We start from the raw sequence: 18,163 nt of genomic DNA, 5'->3' as shown, positions 1-18,163 counted from the left end.
TGCAAGGGAGAAGCGCCATGGCCATCGACCACAGCCGCCTCGACCGCGTCGTTCTCGAAGCGCGCAAGGCGCGCGACGAACGCGACAAGGGCTATCGCGAGCGGGCGCTGAAGATCTATCCGTGGATCTGCGGCCGCTGCGCGCGCGAATTCACGCACAGCAACCTGCGCGAACTGACCGTGCACCACCGCGACCACAACCACGACAACAACCCGCCCGACGGCAGCAACTGGGAACTGTTGTGCCTCTATTGCCACGACAACGAGCACCAGAAGCAACTCGAACTGGCGCAGCGCGGAGTGGGCGGCGCAGGCGGTGGCGGCAGTGGCCGCAGCGGCGGCGGCGCGACGCACTCGCCGTTTGCCGCACTGCAGGGTCTGCTCAAGGGCAACAAGCCGGCGGATTCCTGAGCGCGGCTGCGGCCGCCCGGAAAATCACTAACTATTTGTTTATATTGTGATTTTCAGCCTTATACCGGCGCAGGCAGGATAACCGCCGCGCTGGCTGAAAATCGTCCGTCGGCCGTAGCTGCGTTCCGCGGCTCAGTCGGCGGCTGTCGCGACGCCTTCGCTCCCGCTTTCAGCGAAATGCAGCGCCAGCCAGACGCTCGGCCTTGCCGCATCGGTCGACTCGACGCGATGACGGCGGCCGGGCGCGATGTACAGCCAGTCGCCCGCCTGCAAACTGCGCGCCGCGGCCTCGTCAGCAAAGCGCAGTGTCGCGGCCCCGGTGAGCAGTACGACCCACTCGGCGTCGGCCTGCTCGTACCAGAAGCCGGGCGGGCTCGCCTGACCGGTGGACACGATGCGCTCAAGGCGCAGGCCGGGCCGCTGCAGCAGGCGGTCGAAGCGCTCGCCGGCAGCAAGCGCTGCCGGTATTTCCGCCGCCGTCGGCAGTGCGGCGAAGAGATTTCCCTGCACGGCAGCAGGCGCGGTCGAGTCAGCGTCGCGGGCTTCGGGAGCGTCGCGGGAATTGGCGTCGGGGGTGCTCATGGCAAGCCTCGCTTTCCGCTCTCAGCCGCCCTTGCTGGCCGATGGCGGCGGCGCGCTGCGCAGCGCGGGCGACGCCTGTTGCTGCAGCAGGCAATAGAGCAGCCCCTGCTCGCCAGGCGACAGTTCGCCGGCGCTGTCGACGGCACGCTCAGGTTCGCGGACTGGCGCCGCCTCACCGCTCCGCTCTTCGCCGCCAGCGCCGTTCGTGTCGCTACCGGTTTCACCCGGAACAGCGCTGCTGCCGGCAACAAAATGGCGGCGGAAGGCCTGCCGCGCGGCGACGGGCTTCAGCGGATCGTAGCCGAGCGCACGCAGGCCGAGCGCAGGGTCAAAACCCGGCGGTGCTGCCGGCGGCGGCGCGTCGCACCACAGACCGAATCCGTGGCGGGCGAGTCGCTGCCAGGGGAAGAAAGCGCTCGGATCGACCTTGCGCCCCGGCGCAACGTCGCCGTGCGCGAGGAAGTTTGCCGCCGGAATGCGGTGGCGGCTGCGCAGCTCGTCGAGCAGCGCCAGCAGCGCGACGAGCTGCGCTTCGGCGAAGGCTTCGTCGCCGGTATTGTCGAGTTCGATGCCGAGCGACGCCGAGTTGAGGTCGGTACTACCGCCCCACCACGAGGCGCCGGCGTGCCAGGCGCGCGCATTTTCATCGACCAGCTGCAGCACGGTTCCGTCGCGACCGATCAGGTAATGCGCGCTGACCTTGCGCCGAGGATCGGTGAGCGTCGCCAGCGCGCGTTGCGTGTTGTCGTTGCTGGTCTGGTGCAGGATGACGTAATTGGGTCGCCGCTGATCGAAATTCGGCGACGGCACCCATGTACCAGCCCCCTGCTGCGGCGCGAGCGGCGCGCAGGCGGCGAGGCCCAGCGTCAGCAGCACCGTCAGCGCAGCTGGCACACCACGCTGGCGCGATGCGCCGACACGTGGCGGAAAGGAATGAAGCGACCGGGAAAGCGAGCGCGAAGGAACTCGCTCAGCCGGTCGGAAAGCCGCCGTGAGCAGTGCAGCGGGCATTGCCACGAGTATTGCTGCGACGGGCGAACCGATTACAAACCTCCCTGCCGGCCCGAAGCGCTGTCCGGGCCCTGGCATCGTCATCGGGACTCCCGGAGATTCCGGGCGAACTCGCGGGTAGCCGGACAATCAGCCGACGGCAAACTCTTCGCGGGTACGACCGGCAGCAACGGCTTCACGCAGCCACTTCGGTTGAATACCGCGACCGGACCATTCCTTGCCGGAAACCGGGTCGCGATACTTGGCCTTGACGACCGCACCGGTGCGCTTGGCGGGAGAGGAAAGATCGGCGACGGTAATGCCGTATTGCGCCATGGTGGCCTTGATGTCGGCGATGACCTGAGCGGTTTCCTGACGACGAACTTCTTCGGCCTGTTTCTGGAGTTCGGCGATTTGCTGCTGCAAGGCTGCATAAGTCGACATGGAATTTTCCTTTTTAATTGTTAAGGGAGAAATTGTCCCGCGAAAATAATATCCCGGCGCCAGTATTTTTGGAAGCGCTATCGGCCCGCTTATTCAACCGGGCCGCTGCGCATATTCGCGCAGCCTTGCCGAAAATTAGCCGGGAAGCGCTGCCGAAAAATCAAAACGGCATAAGGTGTCGGAATAATTTCCAGCCGCAATGCCGACTATTCAATCGCGGCGTCGATGGCCCGGAAAAGGCTTCCGCTGGCGCTGTCCGGGACGCCGCTGATCGGAATCCGCCGGTTTGGGTTTCGCCACCAGCAGGTTCTTGCCGGCGCCTTCGGCGGCAGCGCGGTGGGCAATAATCGCCGCCTGCCAGAGTGGCGCGGAAATCTCCACGACAGCGAATTCAGCAGCCACTTTCCAGAGCGCGAGTTTCTCCCTGACCGCCAGCAGGCGTTCGGCCGGTTCGAGTTTTTTCGGCCGCGCCTCGATCAGTTTCTGCGCCTCCGGCGTCAGCGATAAACCCTCGTCCGCCTGGGCAATCAATCCGTGCGCCGAAAGCCGGGAAAGCGAATCGCTGAATTTGGCTTCGGCAGGAATGCTGCCCTGCAGAAAATCGGCTGCGGCGATGATTTCGACAAGTTCGGCCGGACGCCTTTTCGAAGCCAGAGCGGTCGCCAATAAGAGGAGGACATCAACATCGTGAATCGGGTGCATGGAATAAGCCTTGAATACTTGATGAACAGAAAGCCACCGGTCAGGTCCGCGAAAAACCCGTGACCACCGGCAGAAAACCTGGCAAGCCATGACGCTCGGGCTGGCGAGGGAGCGAGTGTAAGCCCTGCGTCTCAAGCAGACAGCGTCAGCCTGCATTGATTCTGCAAATAGCCGGCGTTTTCGCGCAGTTCACGGATCAGCACCATGCCGGGGAGGCGCCGCTTCCTTGCCGGGCGAAGGGCGCAGCAGCGCATTCCGTCCCGATCCGGCGGGAACTCTGCCGCCGCACCGGTGCCGCCGGCAAGGATGCATTGCCTTCGCCGCAGCACAGGCGGAAACTTGAGCCGAGCACAAAAAGACAAACTCAGGGAGAACGGCAATGACCCCCAGCACGGTTCACGACATCCGCAATCTCAGCCTGCTCGGCCAGACGGGCAGCGGCAAAACCACGCTGGTCGAGGCCCTGCTTGCCGCCTCCGGCGCCATCGGCGCCGCCGGCAGCGTCGAACGCGGCGACACCGTCTCCGATTTCGAGCCGCAGGAAAAGGCGATGGGGCATTCGCTGCACGCCGCGCTGGTGCATCTGGAGTGGGCCGGGCACTGGGCCAATCTGCTCGACACGCCGGGACTGCCCGATCTCGCCGGGCGGGCGCTGGCGACGCTGCCGGCGGTCGAGACGGCGGTGGTGGTGATCAATGCCGGCGCCGGCGTGGAAAGCGGCACGCGGCGCATGCTGACCGCGGCGCAAGGCAAGTGCCGGATGATCGTGGTCAACAAGATCGACATCCCCGGCGTCGATTATGTTGCGCTGATGCAAGCCATCGTCAGCGAATTCGGCCGCGAATGTCTGCCGATCAACCTGCCGAGCGCAGACGGCAGCCGTGTCGTCGACTGTTTCTTCGCACCCGACCCGGCGGCGAAGACCGTCTTTTCCAGCGTCGCTGCGGCGCATGACGCGATCGTCGACCAGATCGTCGAACTCGACGAAGACCTCATGGCGCAATACCTCGAGCAGGGCGAGTCGCTCGACCCCGAGCAGTTGCACGCGCCCTTCGAGCAGGCGCTGCGCGAAGGGCATCTGCTGCCGGTGTGCTTTGTTTCGGCGCGCAGCGGCGCCGGCGTGCGCGAGCTGCTCGACATTTTCTGCAAGCTCGCGCCCGATCCCACCGAGGGCAATCCGCCGCAGTTTTTCAAGGGCGAAGGCGCCACGGCGCAGCCGGTGGCGCTTGTTCCGGAGCGTGATCGTCACTTCGTCGGCCATGTCTTCCAGGTCACCAACGACCCCTACCGCGGCAAACTCGGCATCTTCCGCGTGCATCAGGGGCAGGTGACCAACGGCTCGCAGCTCTACATCGGCGACGGCCGCAAGCCGTTCAAGGTGGCGCACCTGCTTCGCCTGCAGGGCCGCAACTCGGTGGAAACTGCCGTCGGCGTACCGGGCGACCTTTGCGCCGTCTCGCGTGTCGACGAAATCCACCGCAACGCCGTGGTGCACGACTCGCACGACGAGGACTATTTCCACCTCGCGCCGCAGGCCTACCCGCAGCCGGTATTCGGGCTGTCGCTGATGACCAGGAAACCTGCCGACGAGCAGAAGCTCTCAGAAGCGCTGACCCGGCTGACCGACGAAGACCCCTGCCTGCAGGTCAGCTACGACACGCGCGGACGGCACACCGTCGTGCGCGGCCTCGGCGAACAGCACCTTAAGATCGTCCTCGACGAACTGGCGACGCGCTGGAACCTGCAGCTCGATACCGCTCCGCCGGCGATCCCCTACCGCGAGACGATCTCGGTCGTCGCCGAAGCGCGTTACCGGCACAAGAAGCAGAGCGGCGGTTCCGGTCAGTTCGGCGAAGTCGCGCTGCGCGTCGAGCCGCTGCCGCGCGGCGCCGGCCTGCAGCTCGGCAACGAGGTCAAGGGCGGCGCGATCCCGACCAACTTCATGCCGGCGGTCGAGAAAGGCGTTCGCCACGCGCTCGCCGAAGGCGCTTACGCCGGCTTCCCGATCGAGGACCTGCGCGTCGTCGTCACCGACGGCAAGCACCACGCCGTCGATTCGAACGAGGTGTCGTTTGCCACCGCCGCCCGGCATGCGCTGATCGAGGCGGTGATCGCCGCGCAGCCGCAGGTGCTCGAGCCGATCCTCGAGGTGCGCATCAAGGTTGCCGACGCGCTGTTCGGCGAAGTCAGCGGCGAGCTTTCCGTGCGCCGCGGCAAGCTGACCAGCACCGACAGTCCGGCTGCCGGCTGGATGCTCATTGCCGCGCGCGTGCCGATGGCCGAAATGAGCGGCTTCGAAACGCGCCTGAAGGCGATCTGCGCCGGCGAGAGCGAGTTCGTCCTCGAAGCCGGTGGCTACGAGGCAGCACCGGCCGAAGTGCAGAGCGTACTGGCGCGCAGTTTCGCCGGGCACGGCAACGGCGGCTGAGCGCAGCGGCGCGACGCCGGCCGGAATCCGGGCGCGGAGTCCGGTCGTAGAATCATCGCCGCGCGCGGCTGACGGCCGCGCGGATGCGGCCGATCGTCTCGTCCAGCGGCGCCTTCGGCGACACTTCCAGGCCGAAGTCACGGGCGATGGCATTCACTTTCGCCGGGTTGAGCGGGATGCCACCGCGGTCGATCGCCCTGAGCAAGGCCGCGGCAGCCGCCAGTTCAGGCGATTCCGGCCGACGGAGCGGCAGCAGCCGCCGCAGCCAGCTTTTGATCCTCGCCCCTCGTCGCGTTCGCATTACGCCCCTCTCCCGACGTTTGCCGGCACTGACCCTAACGCCCAGCCGGCGCGTGCAGCTGCGCCAGCAGACGGCGCGCCGCGACTTCGGCACCACTCGCTTGCGGCGCCTTGACCTGCGGCATCGCCCACAGTGCATCGAGCTGGCCGGCGATATCACCGCTCTGCAGCCGATCTGCCGATACTTCCAGACAACGCGCATTCCCTTGCAGCCAGTCGATCAGGCAGTCCTGCTCGGGCCAGTCTTCGCGACGCTGATAGAGCACCGGCACGGCATTGCACGCCGCCTCGGTGAAGGTGCCGTAGCCGGGCTTGGTGATCACCGCGTCGGCCGAAGCGAGCAGATCGGTGAAGGCGAGCGCAAAGCAATCCTGAGCGATGGCGTCGGGATGCGTGCACTGCCACTCGCCGGGAACCAGCCAGCGCAGGCCGGGCTGACGCGGCCAGTTTTCCAGCGGCAGGCGATGGCGGATGCCGCCCATGGCTACCAGCACTGTGCGCAGTCCCGGCGGCAGACCCAGGTTCTGGCGACTGCCCAGCCGTGCGATCAGGCCGACATCCTCGCACTGGCCGAGATCGTTCATCGGCATCGCCGGCGAGGTGCGCAGGAACGGCGCCGAACGATAGGCGGCGAGCATTTCGCGATGGATTGCGGGTGCCCAGGGCTCACCGGCGAAGAAATGCGCGAACAGCCCGGCCCAGTTGAGCGAGCACAGCGCCGCCGCGGGAATCCCGGCCACCGCCGCGCCGGCCAGCGGCAGATAGCTGACGTTGCTGAAAACGAGATCGGGTGCCAGTTCGGCGAGCATGGCCGACTCAGCGGCGACGCGTGCCGGCCAGTCGGCATGCGCGGCGCGATAGGCGACGGCGCTGGCGGCGAGGTCGATGCGCGTCGCGTCGCGCATCACGAAGCCGAAGTCGCTGGCCGCCGCGATGTGCGTGAAGGGAAGCGGAATCCTCTTTTGCAGTGCGACCTTCGGCAGCCCGCTGCGGATACTGAGGCGCAGCTGCGGCTGCAGCGCGGCGAGCGCGGCGATTACCGGCGCGCTGATCGCGAGGTGGCCGAGTCCATGGGCGGAGATGTCGACGAAGAGATGCACAATGAGAGCGTAATCTGGCGCCGGTAGCGGCCATGTTGAGCGCCAGCAGGCAGATCAGCCGGCGTGCGCAATGAAGCGTGGAGGATAATGCGCGCACGAGAGGAAATACACACGATGAAAACTGCAACACCGCGCCTTCACAACTACCCGGCAACCGCGGGCACGCGCCGGACCCCGCTGCTGTTCGTTCACGGCGGCTATGTCGATTCCACCTGCTGGGAGTTCAATTTCATCCCGTTTTTCCAGCGTCACGGCCATGACTGTTTCAGCGTTGACCTGTCGGGACATGGGCGCAGCCCCGGCCACGAACGCATCGACGACTTCGGCCTCGACGACTATGTCGCCGACCTGCGTTACGCCGTAGACCAGATCGGTCAGCCGCTGGTGCTGATCGGCCATTCGATGGGATCGCGCGTGGTCGAGCGCTTCCTCGAAACGGGGGACGCCAGCGCGGCGATCTTCCTGTCGCCGATCCCGACCATGGGCACGGCCGCCAGCGCCTGCCGGCTGGCGCTGCGCTACCCGATGTTCTTCCAGGCGCTCGACGCGGTCTCCAGCGGCAAGTTTTCGCCGGAAGTGATCGAACTGCTGACGCGGATCTACTTCTCGCCCGAAGTCTCGCCGCAGGAAGCCGCGAAACTCATCCCGATGATCGGCCGTGAATCGCAACGCGCGGTTTCGGAAATGGCGATGCCCGAATTCCGGCTCTCGTATCAGCGGCGCCGGCTGCCGGCGCTGGTCATCGGCGGTGACAAGGACGAGGTTTTCCCGGCGTCGATGCTGCATTTCATGGGTTCGACCTGGAACGCCGAGGTGTACCGCGCCGAAGGTGCCGGCCACATGCTGATGCTCGACCCGCAGTGGGAAGCAGCCGCCCGGCACATGCTCGGCTGGCTGGAAAACAAGTTGGGACTGCCCGAGCAGCCGGCGTCGGCGCAAACGGCCGAGGACGCAGCGTACTGGAACGATCGACGTGGCGAGCGGCGCTCGCGCGGACTGGCGGCGTAGATCGGCGGGCAAGGCAGCGCGGCGGCAAGCGTGACGTGCGTCCCTCGACGGCCGGAAATTCTGCCGTTCAGCGCAAACCGCGTTTGACTTCGCCCTGACAGCTGTTCATCACGCGCGCGTATTCCGCCGGCGTGTCGATCAGCGCCTGCGCCGCATCGACACGCTCGATCTGCCGCTTGAGGTAGGGCAACCAGCGTTCGTTCAGTTCCTGTTGCAGCTGTACCGCCGTCTGCCCGGCCGGACCGCGCCATGGCCGGTTCGTCGCGAAGCGGCGGTTCAGCGTTTCTGACAGCTCCTTTTCGATGCCCTCCAGGTGCTTCTGGTAGGTGCTCACATGGCGCTGTTCGTGCCGGTAGATTTCGTCGTAGGCACAACTGCCGGCGGGAAACTCCTTCGCGACGTAGACGAGCATCGGGCTGAAGCCGTAGGAGAGCGTCAGCTGCGGACTGGCGCATTCCCAACGCCGCGTCGCATCGGTATACGAAGGCGTGCGCGTCGACACGCGGACGACGGCGGTGCCGCGCGTCAGTCCGAGCACCTGATCGCCGGGGCGGGCGATCGCCGCGCCGAGGTGGGTCAGTTCGCGGTAGCCGAACTGCGTATTGACCGTGACCGGCTCGACAAAGCGCTTCAGCGTCACCGACGGCGGCGGCAGGCGGTCGCACTCGTCGGCGCGAGCCGGAGCAACGAACGCAAGGGCAAACAGGGCAAGCAGGAAGCGCAAGGGAGCCATCGCCGCGGACACAAGATTTCGCGATTCTCCACCGTTTGCCCGGCCGATAGCGAAAAGCCCGCCGAGAAATGTCCACCGAATTACAGCCTAGGCGCCAGCGGCATCCTCAAGAATCATCGCCGCCGCTTTCTCGGCGATCATGATCGCCGGCGCATTGGTGTTCCCCGACACCAGCGTCGGCATGATCGAGGCGTCGGCGACGCGCAGCCCGGAGACGCCCCTGACGCGCAGGCGCTGATCGACGACGGCCTGTTCGCCATTGCCCATGGCGCAGGTACCCACCGGGTGGAAGATCGTCGCGCCGTAGTCGCGGGCAAACTGCAGCAATTGCTCGTCGCTGGCGACCTCAGGTCCGGGCCGATACTCCGCCGACAGATAAGGTGCCAGTGCAACGGTGGCCGCCAGCCGGCGCGCGTAGCGCAGAGCGGCCACGGCAATGCGCCGGTCGGTTTCCGCCGCGAGGTAGTTCGGGCGGATCTGCGGCGCGAGCGCGGGGTCGCGGCTGTGCACATGGATCGAGCCACGCGACTCGGGACGCAGCTGGCAGACCGAGAAGGTGCAGCCGGACCAGGGATGCGGGTCGGCGCCGGCCATTTCCGCCGAGATCGTACCGAAATGGAACTGGATGTCCGGCGTTGCCGATTCCGCCAGGACACGGGTGAACAGCCCACCCTGGTTGATGCCGATGGCCAGCGGCCCACTGCGCTTGAACAGCCATTGCAGGCCGATGCGTGCCTTGCCGACCAGATTGCGCAGATCGTCGTTGGTGGTGATCGGCTTGGCCACCTTGTAGATCAGGCGCAGTTGCAGGTGATCCTGCAGATTCTCGCCGACGCCGGGAAGATGCCGCAGCAACGGAATGCCGAGCGCCGCCAGACGCGACGCATCACCGATGCCCGACAGTTCGAGCAGCTGCGGACTGTGCACGGCACCGGCGGCAAGAATTACCTCGCGCGCTGCCGTCGCACCGCGCAGCTTGCCGTGCTGCCGGTACTCGACGCCACTGGCGCGTGATCCGGAAAAGAGCAGGCGCGTCGCCTGCGCGTCGGTCTCGATGCGCAGATTGTGCCGCGCGCGCGCCGGGCGCAGATAGGCGGTGGCAGATGAACAGCGAATTCCCCGGCGCGTGGTCAGCTGAAAATAGCCGACGCCTTCCTGCTGCGCGCCGTTGAAATCGTCGTTGCGCGCGACACCGAGCGATTGCGCGCCGGCGATGATCGCCTCCATCAGCTCGTGCGACGCGCCGATATCCGATACCGCGAGCGGGCCGCCGGCACCGTGATAGTCGCTGGAACCACGCGCGTTATCCTCGCTGCGCATGAAATAAGGCAGTACATCCCGCCAGCCCCAGCCGGCGTTGCCAAGCGCAGCCCAGCGCTCGTAATCCTCGGCCTGACCGCGGATGTAGATCAGGCCGTTGATCGAACTTGAACCGCCGAGACAGCGCCCGCGCGGCCAGTAGATGCGCCGACCTGCCATTTCCACTTCCGGCTCGCTGTAGAGCCGCCAGTTGAGCACCGGGTGAAACATCGTCTTGCCGTAACCGATCGGCAGATGGATCCATGGCGAACGATCCGCGGGCCCGGCTTCGAGCAGCAATACGGAATAGCGCCCGTTCTCGCTCAGACGTGCACCCAGTGTGGCACCCGCCGATCCGGCGCCGATGATGATGTAGTCGTGCGTGCTCTCTGCCTGAGTGCTCATATGGCGGCCGGAACGGAGCCGGAATCGTTAACCGTTAATCGGTGGCGAGGCCGCAATCTAGCGCGGGCGAGGAGGCCGCACGAAAGATCAATTTCTTATGAATTCATGCACCAACGAAGCGAATGACATCGGCAATCCTGTCGATTCGCGTATGAGCGTATGCAAATAACTTCGTATTGGGCCTGCGGGCCGACTCCTAGAATCCATCGCTCGATCTGCGAGGAGTCCTGCATGCACCTTACGAAGAAAGCGGCGAGCCCTTATCCGTCCGCCCCCTGCCACGCCGCCGGAGCGCATCACCATGACTGACGCACGTCGCGTTTATACCGGCAAGCAGCGCGTCACACCGTCCGAAGCTTTTGTTGAGACGCTGGTGGCGCAGGGCGTCACCGACGTCTTCGGCATCGTCGGCTCGGCCTACATGGACGCGCACGACCTCTTCCCGCTCGCCGGCATCCGCTTCATCTCGACCGCGCACGAGCAGAACGCCGCGCACATGGCCGATGGCTACGCCCGCGCCACCGGCCGGCACGGCGTCTGCATCGCGCAGAACGGACCCGGCGTCACCAATTTCGTCACTGCCATCGCCGCCGCTTACTGGGCGCACTCGCCAGTGGTCGCGATCACGCCCGAATCGGGCAGCCTTACCGCCGGCCTCGGCGGTTTCCAGGAAACCGAACAGCTGCCGATCTTCTCCAAGATCACCAAGTGGCAGACGCACGTGAACAGCCCGTCGCGCATCGCCGAACTGACCGGGCGCGCCTTCCACTACGCGCTGCACGAGCGCGGGCCGACGCAGGTGAACATCCCGCGCGACTACTTCTACGGCGAGATCGAAACCGAGATTCCGCGGCCCTTCCCGGTGCAGCGCGGCGCTGGCGACAGCGCGGCGATCAAACGTGCGGCAGAACTGCTGGCGTCGGCGAAGTTCCCGGTGATCGTTGCCGGCGGCGGCGTCGGCAGCGCCGGCGCACTCGCCGAACTCACTGCGCTCGCCGAGCACCTTTCGGCGCCGGTGGTGAATTCCTACCTGCACAACGACACCTTCCCCGCCAGCCACGAACTCGCCGCCGGCCCGCTTGGCTACCAGGGTTCGCAGGCAGCGATGAAGCTGATCGCACAGGCCGATGTCGTTCTCGCGCTCGGCAGCCGGCTCGGCCCCTTCGGCACGCTGCCGCAATACGGGCTCGACTACTGGCCGAAGAACGCGCGCATCATCCAGATTGACGCCGACTTCCGCGTCATCGGGCTGGTCAAGCCGGTCGAGGTCGGCATCCACGGCGACGCCAAGGCTGCCGCGGCGGCGATCTACGGCGAATTGCGCAGCCTGCACGGCGAACGGCCGCGCAATGAAGCGCGCATTGCCGCCATCCGCGCCGCGCGCGCCGCGTGGCAGCAGGAACTCGACAGCCTGCGCGGCGCCAACGAGGCGGGCCGCGTCGACCCGCGCCGTGCGCTCGCCGAACTGGCCAAGGCACGACCGAAGAACGCGATGGTCGCCACCGACATCGGCAACGTCTGCTCGGTCTCCAACAGCTACCTGCAGTTCGAGGAACCCAACTCGTTCTTCGCGGCGATGGCCTTCGGCAACTGCGGCTACGCCTACCCGACCGCCATCGGCGCCAAGGTCGGCCGTCCCGAGCGGCCGTCGATCGCTTACGTCGGCGACGGTGCCTGGGGGATGAGTCTGGCCGAGGTGCTCACCTGCGTGCGCGAGAACATCCCGGCAATCGCCGTCGTCTTCGACAACGGCCAGTGGGGCGCCGAGAAGCGCAACCAGATCGATTACTTCAACAGCCGTTTCCTCGGCACCGATCTCGCCAACCCGAACTTCGCCGAGGTGGCGAAAGCGATGGGCGGCCACGGCATCACCGTCGAGCACGAGGATCAGGTCGGCAGCGCGCTGCAGGAAGCGATCGCCAGCAACCGGCCGACGGTGATCAACCTGCGCCTGACGCAGGCGCTCGGCGACCCGTTCCGCCGCGATGCCTTCAAGCCGCCGCGCCGGCTGCTCGACAAGTACGCGGCGTACAGCGCCGCCATCTGAAATTCCACCGCCGCTTCGCACACCCCGTCTGGAGAAGACTGATGAAATCGAACAAGGAAACCGCCACCCCCAGCCTGCTGCGCCGCCGCTTCCTCGCCGCCGCCAGCCTGAGCCTCGGCCTCGGCCTCACTTCGCTGCCGGTCTTTGCCGCCGACGACCTGCTACGCATCGGCTACCAGAAATCCTCGTCGCTGCTGATCATCCTCAAGGGTCAGGGCACCCTCGAAAAGGTGCTGGCACCGCTCGGCGTCAAGGTGCAGTGGCACGAGTTTTCCTCGGGCCTGCCGCTCCTCGAAGGCGTCAACGTCGGTAGCATTGATCTTTCGGCTGACGTCGCCGAACCCGTGCCGCTGTTTGCCCAGGCGGCCGGCGCGCGGCTGACCTATCTGGCGCAGGAACTTCCGTCGCCAACGGCGCAGGCAATCGTCGTCGCCAAGGATTCGCCGATCAGGAACGTCGGCGACCTGAAGGGCAAGAAGATCGGTCTGGCCAAAGCGGCGGGCGTGCATTACCTGACCCTGCAGGCGCTCGACAAGGCAGGCCTGCAGTTCAAGGATGTCGATGTCGCTTACCTGCAACCGGCCGACGGCCGTGCCGCTTTCGAGAAGGGTGCCATCGACGCCTGGGCGATCTGGGATCCCTTCCTCGCCACCGTGCAGAACAAGAGCAACGCCCGCGTGCTGACCGACGGCAGCAAGGTCGACGTCAGCTATCGCCGCTTCTACCTGGCATCGACGCCTTATGCCCGGAACCGCCCCGACGTACTGCAGAAAGTGGTCGATGAACTGCGCAAGACCGGCGAGTGGATCAAGAAGAACCCGAAGGAAGCTGCCGAATTCCATGCGCCGCTGATCGGACTTGATGCTGCCACCGTCGAACTGGCCAACAGCCGGCGCAGCTACGGCGTGGCGCTGGTGGACGAAAAAGCCATCGCCGAACAGCAGAAGATCGCCGACGCCTTTACTGAGGAAAAGCTGCTTCCGAAGAAAATCGATGTCCGCGAAAACGACATCTGGAAGGGCCGCAAATAGGCCGCCAGGACTTAGTGCTCAGCCAGGGCGCAGGCGCCGTTCGGTGTCGCTGCCCAGGCTGACCTCAGTGGCGAGAGCCCCCGGAATATGAAAAAAACGTCCTCGATCCTGCTTGAGAAGCTCGTGCCCTGGTGCCTGCCCGTCGTGCTCATCCTCGGCTGGCAGGCGGGAGCCTCGCTTGGCTGGATTTCCTCGCGCGTGTTGCCCGCGCCGCTCGACGTCGGTAGTGCGTTCGTTCGCCTTTCCGCCTCGGGCGAGCTGCTCGACCACCTGAAGATCAGCTGCGGCCGTGCCTTTGCCGGCTTCGCCGTCGGCGCGCTGGTCGGCCTGCTGCTCGGCTTCTGGACGGGAACTTCGCGCCTGATGGAGCAGCTGCTCGACACCTCGGTGCAGATGGTGCGCAACGTCCCGCATCTGGCGCTGACGCCACTGGTCATCCTGTGGTTCGGCATCGGCGAGGAAGCCAAGCTCTTCCTCATTGCCCTCGGCGTGATGTTTCCGGTCTACCTCAACACCTTCCACGGCATCCGCTCGGTCGACCGGCAGCTGATCGAGATGGGACGCGCCTACGGGTTGTCGCGCTGGCAGCTGTTCCGCGAAGTGATCCTGCCCGGCGCGCTGCCGTCGATCCTCGTCGGCGTGCGTTTCGCGCTCGGCGTGATGTGGCTGACGCTGATCGTCGCCGAAACCATCGCCGCCAGCAGCGGCATCGGCTACATGGCGATGAACGCGCGCGAGTTCTTCCAGACCGACGTGGTGGTGCTGGCGATCCTGCTCTACGCCATTCTCGGCAAACTCGCCGACGTCGCCGCCAAGGGACTCGAGCGGCGCTGGCTGCGCTGGAACCCGAACTTCCAGCGCGCGGGGGCATGAGATGCAGAGCAACGAAACCGAGTACGGCATCGTGAGCCGTGTCGACCGCGACACGCACGGCGTCGCCATCGCCGCCCGTGGACTGCGCAAATCCTACGGCCCGCAGGCGGTGCTGCGCGGGCTCGACCTCGACATCGCCGCCGGCGAATTCGTCGCCATCGTCGGCCGCAGCGGCTGTGGCAAGAGTACCCTGCTGCGCCATGTCGCCGGGCTGGAGCAGGCGGACAGCGGCACGCTGCAGGTCGGCGGCGAGGCGCGGCGGCAGCTGCACGCCAACACCCGCGTCATGTTCCAGGAAGCGCGCCTGCTGCCGTGGAAAAGCGTGCTCGACAACGTCGGTCTCGGCCTGCCCGGCGACTGGCGACCGGTGGCGCAGGCAGCACTGGCGCAGGTCGGGCTGGCCGAGCGCGCCAGCGACTGGCCGGCGATCCTCTCCGGCGGCCAGCGGCAGCGCGTGGCGCTGGCGCGCGCGCTGGTGCATTCGCCGCGGCTGTTGCTGCTCGACGAACCGCTCGGCGCGCTCGACGCGCTGACGCGAATCGAGATGCAGGGACTGATCGAAGGTCTGTGGCGCGAGCAGGGCTTTACCGCGCTGCTGGTGACGCACGACGTCGCCGAAGCGGTGGCGCTGGCCGACCGCGTGGTGCTGATCGAAAACGGTGCGATCACGCTCGACCTGCGGATCCCGCTGCCGCGACCGCGTGCGCGTGGCGAGGGCGACCGCGCCGCGCTCGCGGCCTTCGAGGGACAGGTATTGCAGCGCGTACTGGCGCGCGACGGCGAGGCGAGCGCGTGAGCGATCCGGCAGCAGGCGCGCTGCCCGCAGCGGCAGACCGCGACGTCGCGGCGATCGTTAGTCCGCTGATCGCACGTGCGCGCGCCGCACAGGAATCTTTTGCCGACGCCGATCAGGAAACCGTCGATCGCGTGGTGACGGCGGCTGGCTGGGCGATCGTCGAACCCGGACGCAACCGGCAGCTTGCCGAACAGGCGGTGCGCGAAACCGGGCTCGGCAATGTCGCCGACAAGCTGCGCAAGAACCGGCGCAAGACGCTCGGCCTCCTGCGCGACCTGCACGGTGCGCGTTCGGTCGGCGTGCTCAGCGACGACCCGCGCACCGGCATCTGCGAAATCGCACGCCCGGTCGGCGTTGTCGCGGCGATCACGCCCTCGACCAACCCGGCGGCGACACCGGCGAACAATCTGATCAACGCCTTGAAGGGGCGCAACGCGATCATTCTCGCGCCCTCGCCGAAAGGCGCCGGCACCTGTGCCAGCCTGCTCGGCTACGTCTGGCACGAACTCGACAAGGTCGGCGCACCGCGCGATCTGGTGCAGATGCTGCCGCCACCGGCGTCAAAGGCCGTCGCCGCCGAGCTGATGCGTCAGGCCGATCTGGTCGTCGCCACCGGCTCGCCGGCCAATGTTCGCGCCGCTTACGCCAGCGGTACGCCGGCACTGGGCGTCGGCGCCGGCAACGTGGCGGCGATCGTCACGCCCGCCGCCGACTTCGCCGCGACTGCGGCACGCATCGCCGAGTCGAAAACCTTCGACCACGCCACCAGCTGTTCGTCCGAAAACAGTCTGGTCATCGTCGACGAGGCCTGGCACCCACTGCTCGATGCCTTGCGTAGACAGGGCGGCGTGCTCGCCAGCGTGGCCGAACAGACGCAGTTGCAGCGGGCGATGTTCCCCGACGGCAAGCTGGCGCCGGCCTTCGTCGCGCAGGCGGCGGCACGGCTGGCGACGCTCGCCAGGCTGACCGCGCCCGATTACGCGAGCGCGCGCTTCATCATGGTTGAAGAGGATGCAACGGCGATCGGGCCACAGCACCCCTTCTCCGGCGAAAAGCTGTCGCCGGTACTGACGCTTTATCGCGTCGCCGATTTCGACGCGGCCATCGCACAAGTGCGCGCCATTTACGACTACCAGGGCAAGGGCCATTCGGTCGGCGTGCATGGCGCCAGCGACGCTGAAATCCTGCGCCTCGGGTTCGAACTGCCGGTATGCCGTGTCATCGTCGAGCAGACGCACTGTGTCGCCGTCGGCGGCGCCTTCGACAACGGGCTGCCGTTCTCGCTGTCGATGGGCTGCGGCAGCTGGGGCGGCAACAGCTTTTCCGACAACCTCAACTACCGCCACTTCCTCAACATCACGCGCATCGTGCGCCCGATCGCGCCGCGCGAGGCAAGCGAGGACGCGCTCTTCGCCGACTACTGGCAGCGCTATGGACGTTGAGGCCGACAGCGAAGTCGGCATAAAAGCCGGCCAGCAGACGGTACGCGCGCTACTCGAACGGCGCGCGGTGGAGTCGCCCGACGCCGTTTACCTGATCGCGCCGGAAACAGGCCGGCAGCTGAGTTTTTCCGGGCTAGCGCAAGCCGCCGCGACGGTCGACGCGCTGCTGCAGGCGCATGGCGTCGCCAGCGGCGAGCGCGTGGCGCTGCTGTTGCCGAACGGCCTGCAGGCGGTGTCGCTGTTCGTCGGCGTGATGGCCGCCGGGCGTGTCGTCACGCCGCTGAGCCTGCTTGCGCAGCCGGCACAGCTCGCCTGGGTGATCGAACATTCCGGCTGCCGCCTGATCTTTGCCGGCAGCGAGCAGGCGGCGACGGCGCGGGCAGCACTCGCGCTTTCCGGCAGTGCCGCCGAACTCGTCGTCGTCGACGCCGACGGCGAAGTCGCGATGCCCGACTCGGCGGCGGAGGCGCCGTACCGGCAAAGCGCGGCACCCGCAGCCGGCGACGCTGCGCTGCTGATGTACACCTCGGGCACCACCGGCCGCCCGAAAGGCGTCGTGCTGACGCACGCCAACGTCTGTGCCGGCGCGCGCTTCGTCAGCGCGGCGCACGCGCTCGGCGTCAGCGACCGCGTGCTGGCAGTGCTGCCGCTCTATCACATCAACGCGCAGATCGTCACCGTGCTGGCGACGCTGCAGCACGGCGGCAGCCTGCTCATGCCGCGGCGTTTCAGCGCCAGCGCCTTCTGGTCGCTGGCCGCCGACTACCGCTGCACCTGGCTGAACGTGGTGCCGACGATGATCGCCTATCTGCTCGACGGTACCGACCCGAGTGCCGGCGGACTCGGCCTCACGCGCCTGCGCTTCTGCCGTTCGGCGTCGGCGCCGCTGTCGCCCGAGCATCACCGCGCGTTCGAAGCGCGTTTCGGCATCGGCATCATCGAAACGATGGGCCTCACCGAGACGGCGGCGCCGGTATTCAGCAATCCGCTCGCTGCCGAACGGCGGAAGATCGGCAGCCCCGGGCAAGCGTTCGGCAACGAGGCGCGGATCGTCGACCTGGCCAGCGGCACGGTACTGCCCGACGGCGCCGCCGGCGAGATCCAGATCCGCGGCGCCAACGTGATGCGCGGCTACTTTCGCGCGCCCGAGGAAACGGCGCGTGCCATCAGCAGCGACGGCTGGCTGCGCACCGGCGATCTCGGCTATCGCGATGGCGACGGTTTCTATTTCATCACCGGGCGGCTCAAGGAACTGATCATCAAAGGCGGCGAGAACATCGCGCCGCGCGAGATCGACGAGGCGCTGCTCAAGCACCCGGCGGTTCTCGAAGCGGCGGCCTTCGGCGTCGCCGACGCGGCTTACGGGCAGGAGATCGAAGCCGGCGTCGTGCTCAAGCCCGGCCTGGCCAGCGACGAAGCCGAGTTGCGCGCCTTCTGCCAGCGCGAGCTGGGGCGCTTCAAGACCCCGCGCGCCATCCGCATTCTCAGCGAGCTGCCGAAAGGGCCGTCGGGCAAGGTGCAGCGGCTGCGTCTGCAAGAGGACTAGTTCCGGGCGCGCGCAGTCTGCGCCGGC

The 18,163-nt window shown here is 66.9% G+C and carries 17 protein-coding genes; 9 read left to right on the top strand and 8 right to left on the bottom strand.

Features of this window, described 5'->3' with window-relative positions:
• Positions 1–17: 17 nt before the first annotated feature.
• Positions 18–410, top strand: coding sequence for a YajD family HNH nuclease (locus GGD90_RS15045; protein WP_153114739.1), 393 nt, complete (start codon positions 18–20; stop codon positions 408–410).
• A 132-nt stretch (positions 411–542) separates the two neighbouring features.
• Here GGD90_RS15045 and GGD90_RS15040 read toward each other — a convergent pair whose 3' ends face one another.
• From GGD90_RS15040 to GGD90_RS15025, 4 genes are all read right to left on the bottom strand, one after another.
• Positions 543–992, bottom strand: a complete 450-nt coding sequence (locus GGD90_RS15040) for a cupin domain-containing protein (RefSeq protein ID WP_228273590.1) — start codon at positions 990–992, stop codon at positions 543–545.
• A 21-nt stretch (positions 993–1,013) separates the two neighbouring features.
• The gene (locus tag GGD90_RS15035) at positions 1,014–1,886 is read right to left on the bottom strand and encodes an N-acetylmuramoyl-L-alanine amidase (RefSeq protein ID WP_184415225.1); all 873 of its coding nucleotides are present in this window, start codon (positions 1,884–1,886) and stop codon (positions 1,014–1,016) included.
• A gap of 246 nt (positions 1,887–2,132) precedes the next feature.
• A complete protein-coding gene (locus GGD90_RS15030; RefSeq protein ID WP_153114741.1) occupies positions 2,133–2,426 on the bottom strand; it encodes an H-NS histone family protein in 294 nt (97 codons plus the stop codon).
• Between the two features lie 210 nt (positions 2,427–2,636).
• Positions 2,637–3,128: a hypothetical protein gene (locus GGD90_RS15025; protein WP_153114742.1), complete on the bottom strand. Its 492-nt coding sequence runs from the start codon at positions 3,126–3,128 to the stop codon at positions 2,637–2,639.
• Between the two features lie 379 nt (positions 3,129–3,507).
• On the opposite strand from GGD90_RS15025, the gene fusA reads away from it, so the two are divergent.
• The gene (gene fusA / locus GGD90_RS15020; RefSeq protein WP_153114743.1) at positions 3,508–5,556 is read left to right on the top strand and encodes an elongation factor G; all 2,049 of its coding nucleotides are present in this window, start codon (positions 3,508–3,510) and stop codon (positions 5,554–5,556) included.
• 52 nt (positions 5,557–5,608) lie between these two features.
• On the opposite strand, the gene GGD90_RS15015 is transcribed toward fusA, so the two are convergent.
• Positions 5,609–5,857 carry a hypothetical protein gene (locus tag GGD90_RS15015; RefSeq protein ID WP_221227795.1) on the bottom strand — a complete coding sequence of 83 codons (249 nt, stop codon included), beginning with the start codon at positions 5,855–5,857 and terminating at the stop codon, positions 5,609–5,611.
• 34 nt (positions 5,858–5,891) lie between these two features.
• Positions 5,892–6,956, bottom strand: coding sequence for a hypothetical protein (locus GGD90_RS15010; protein ID WP_221227794.1), 1,065 nt, complete (start codon positions 6,954–6,956; stop codon positions 5,892–5,894).
• A 114-nt stretch (positions 6,957–7,070) separates the two neighbouring features.
• Here GGD90_RS15010 and GGD90_RS15005 point away from each other — a divergent pair, with 114 nt between their 5' ends.
• Entirely contained in the window at positions 7,071–7,964 is an 894-nt protein-coding gene (locus tag GGD90_RS15005; RefSeq protein WP_184415223.1) for an alpha/beta hydrolase, read from the top strand.
• Positions 7,965–8,031: 67 nt separating this feature from the next.
• Here the strand turns inward: GGD90_RS15005 and GGD90_RS15000 are convergent, their stop codons facing one another.
• Both GGD90_RS15000 and GGD90_RS14995 read right to left on the bottom strand, forming a co-directional pair.
• Positions 8,032–8,697, bottom strand: a complete 666-nt coding sequence (locus tag GGD90_RS15000; protein WP_153114746.1) for a hypothetical protein — start codon at positions 8,695–8,697, stop codon at positions 8,032–8,034.
• A gap of 87 nt (positions 8,698–8,784) precedes the next feature.
• Positions 8,785–10,401 carry a GMC family oxidoreductase gene (locus tag GGD90_RS14995; RefSeq protein WP_153114747.1) on the bottom strand — a complete coding sequence of 539 codons (1,617 nt, stop codon included), beginning with the start codon at positions 10,399–10,401 and terminating at the stop codon, positions 8,785–8,787.
• 295 nt (positions 10,402–10,696) lie between these two features.
• Here GGD90_RS14995 and xsc point away from each other — a divergent pair, with 295 nt between their 5' ends.
• The 6 genes from xsc to GGD90_RS14965 all read left to right on the top strand — a co-directional run bounded on the left by xsc (position 10,697) and on the right by GGD90_RS14965 (position 18,136).
• Entirely contained in the window at positions 10,697–12,448 is a 1,752-nt protein-coding gene (gene xsc, locus GGD90_RS14990; protein ID WP_407690622.1) for a sulfoacetaldehyde acetyltransferase, read from the top strand.
• Between the two features lie 41 nt (positions 12,449–12,489).
• A complete protein-coding gene (locus GGD90_RS14985; RefSeq protein WP_153114749.1) occupies positions 12,490–13,479 on the top strand; it encodes an aliphatic sulfonate ABC transporter substrate-binding protein in 990 nt (329 codons plus the stop codon).
• An 87-nt stretch (positions 13,480–13,566) separates the two neighbouring features.
• On the top strand, positions 13,567–14,352 hold the full coding sequence (ssuC, locus tag GGD90_RS14980; RefSeq protein WP_153114750.1) for an aliphatic sulfonate ABC transporter permease SsuC: 786 nt from the start codon (positions 13,567–13,569) through the stop codon (positions 14,350–14,352).
• Between the two features lies 1 nt (position 14,353).
• Positions 14,354–15,148, top strand: a complete 795-nt coding sequence (locus tag GGD90_RS14975; RefSeq protein WP_153114751.1) for an ATP-binding cassette domain-containing protein — start codon at positions 14,354–14,356, stop codon at positions 15,146–15,148.
• Positions 15,145–16,590, top strand: a complete 1,446-nt coding sequence (sauS, locus tag GGD90_RS14970; RefSeq protein WP_228273591.1) for an acylating sulfoacetaldehyde dehydrogenase — start codon at positions 15,145–15,147, stop codon at positions 16,588–16,590. Before GGD90_RS14975 ends, sauS begins: the two co-directional genes overlap by 4 nt.
• Positions 16,580–18,136 carry an AMP-binding protein gene (locus GGD90_RS14965; protein WP_153114752.1) on the top strand — a complete coding sequence of 519 codons (1,557 nt, stop codon included), beginning with the start codon at positions 16,580–16,582 and terminating at the stop codon, positions 18,134–18,136. Before sauS ends, GGD90_RS14965 begins: the two co-directional genes overlap by 11 nt.
• Positions 18,137–18,163: the final 27 nt, after the last annotated feature.

The organism is Rhodocyclus tenuis (genome assembly GCF_014197755.1).
GTDB classification, from domain to species: Bacteria; Pseudomonadota; Gammaproteobacteria; order Burkholderiales; family Rhodocyclaceae; genus Rhodocyclus; species Rhodocyclus tenuis.
Note: the sequence above shows the minus strand (reverse complement) of the source record. Positions and strands in the feature narration are given on the sequence as shown.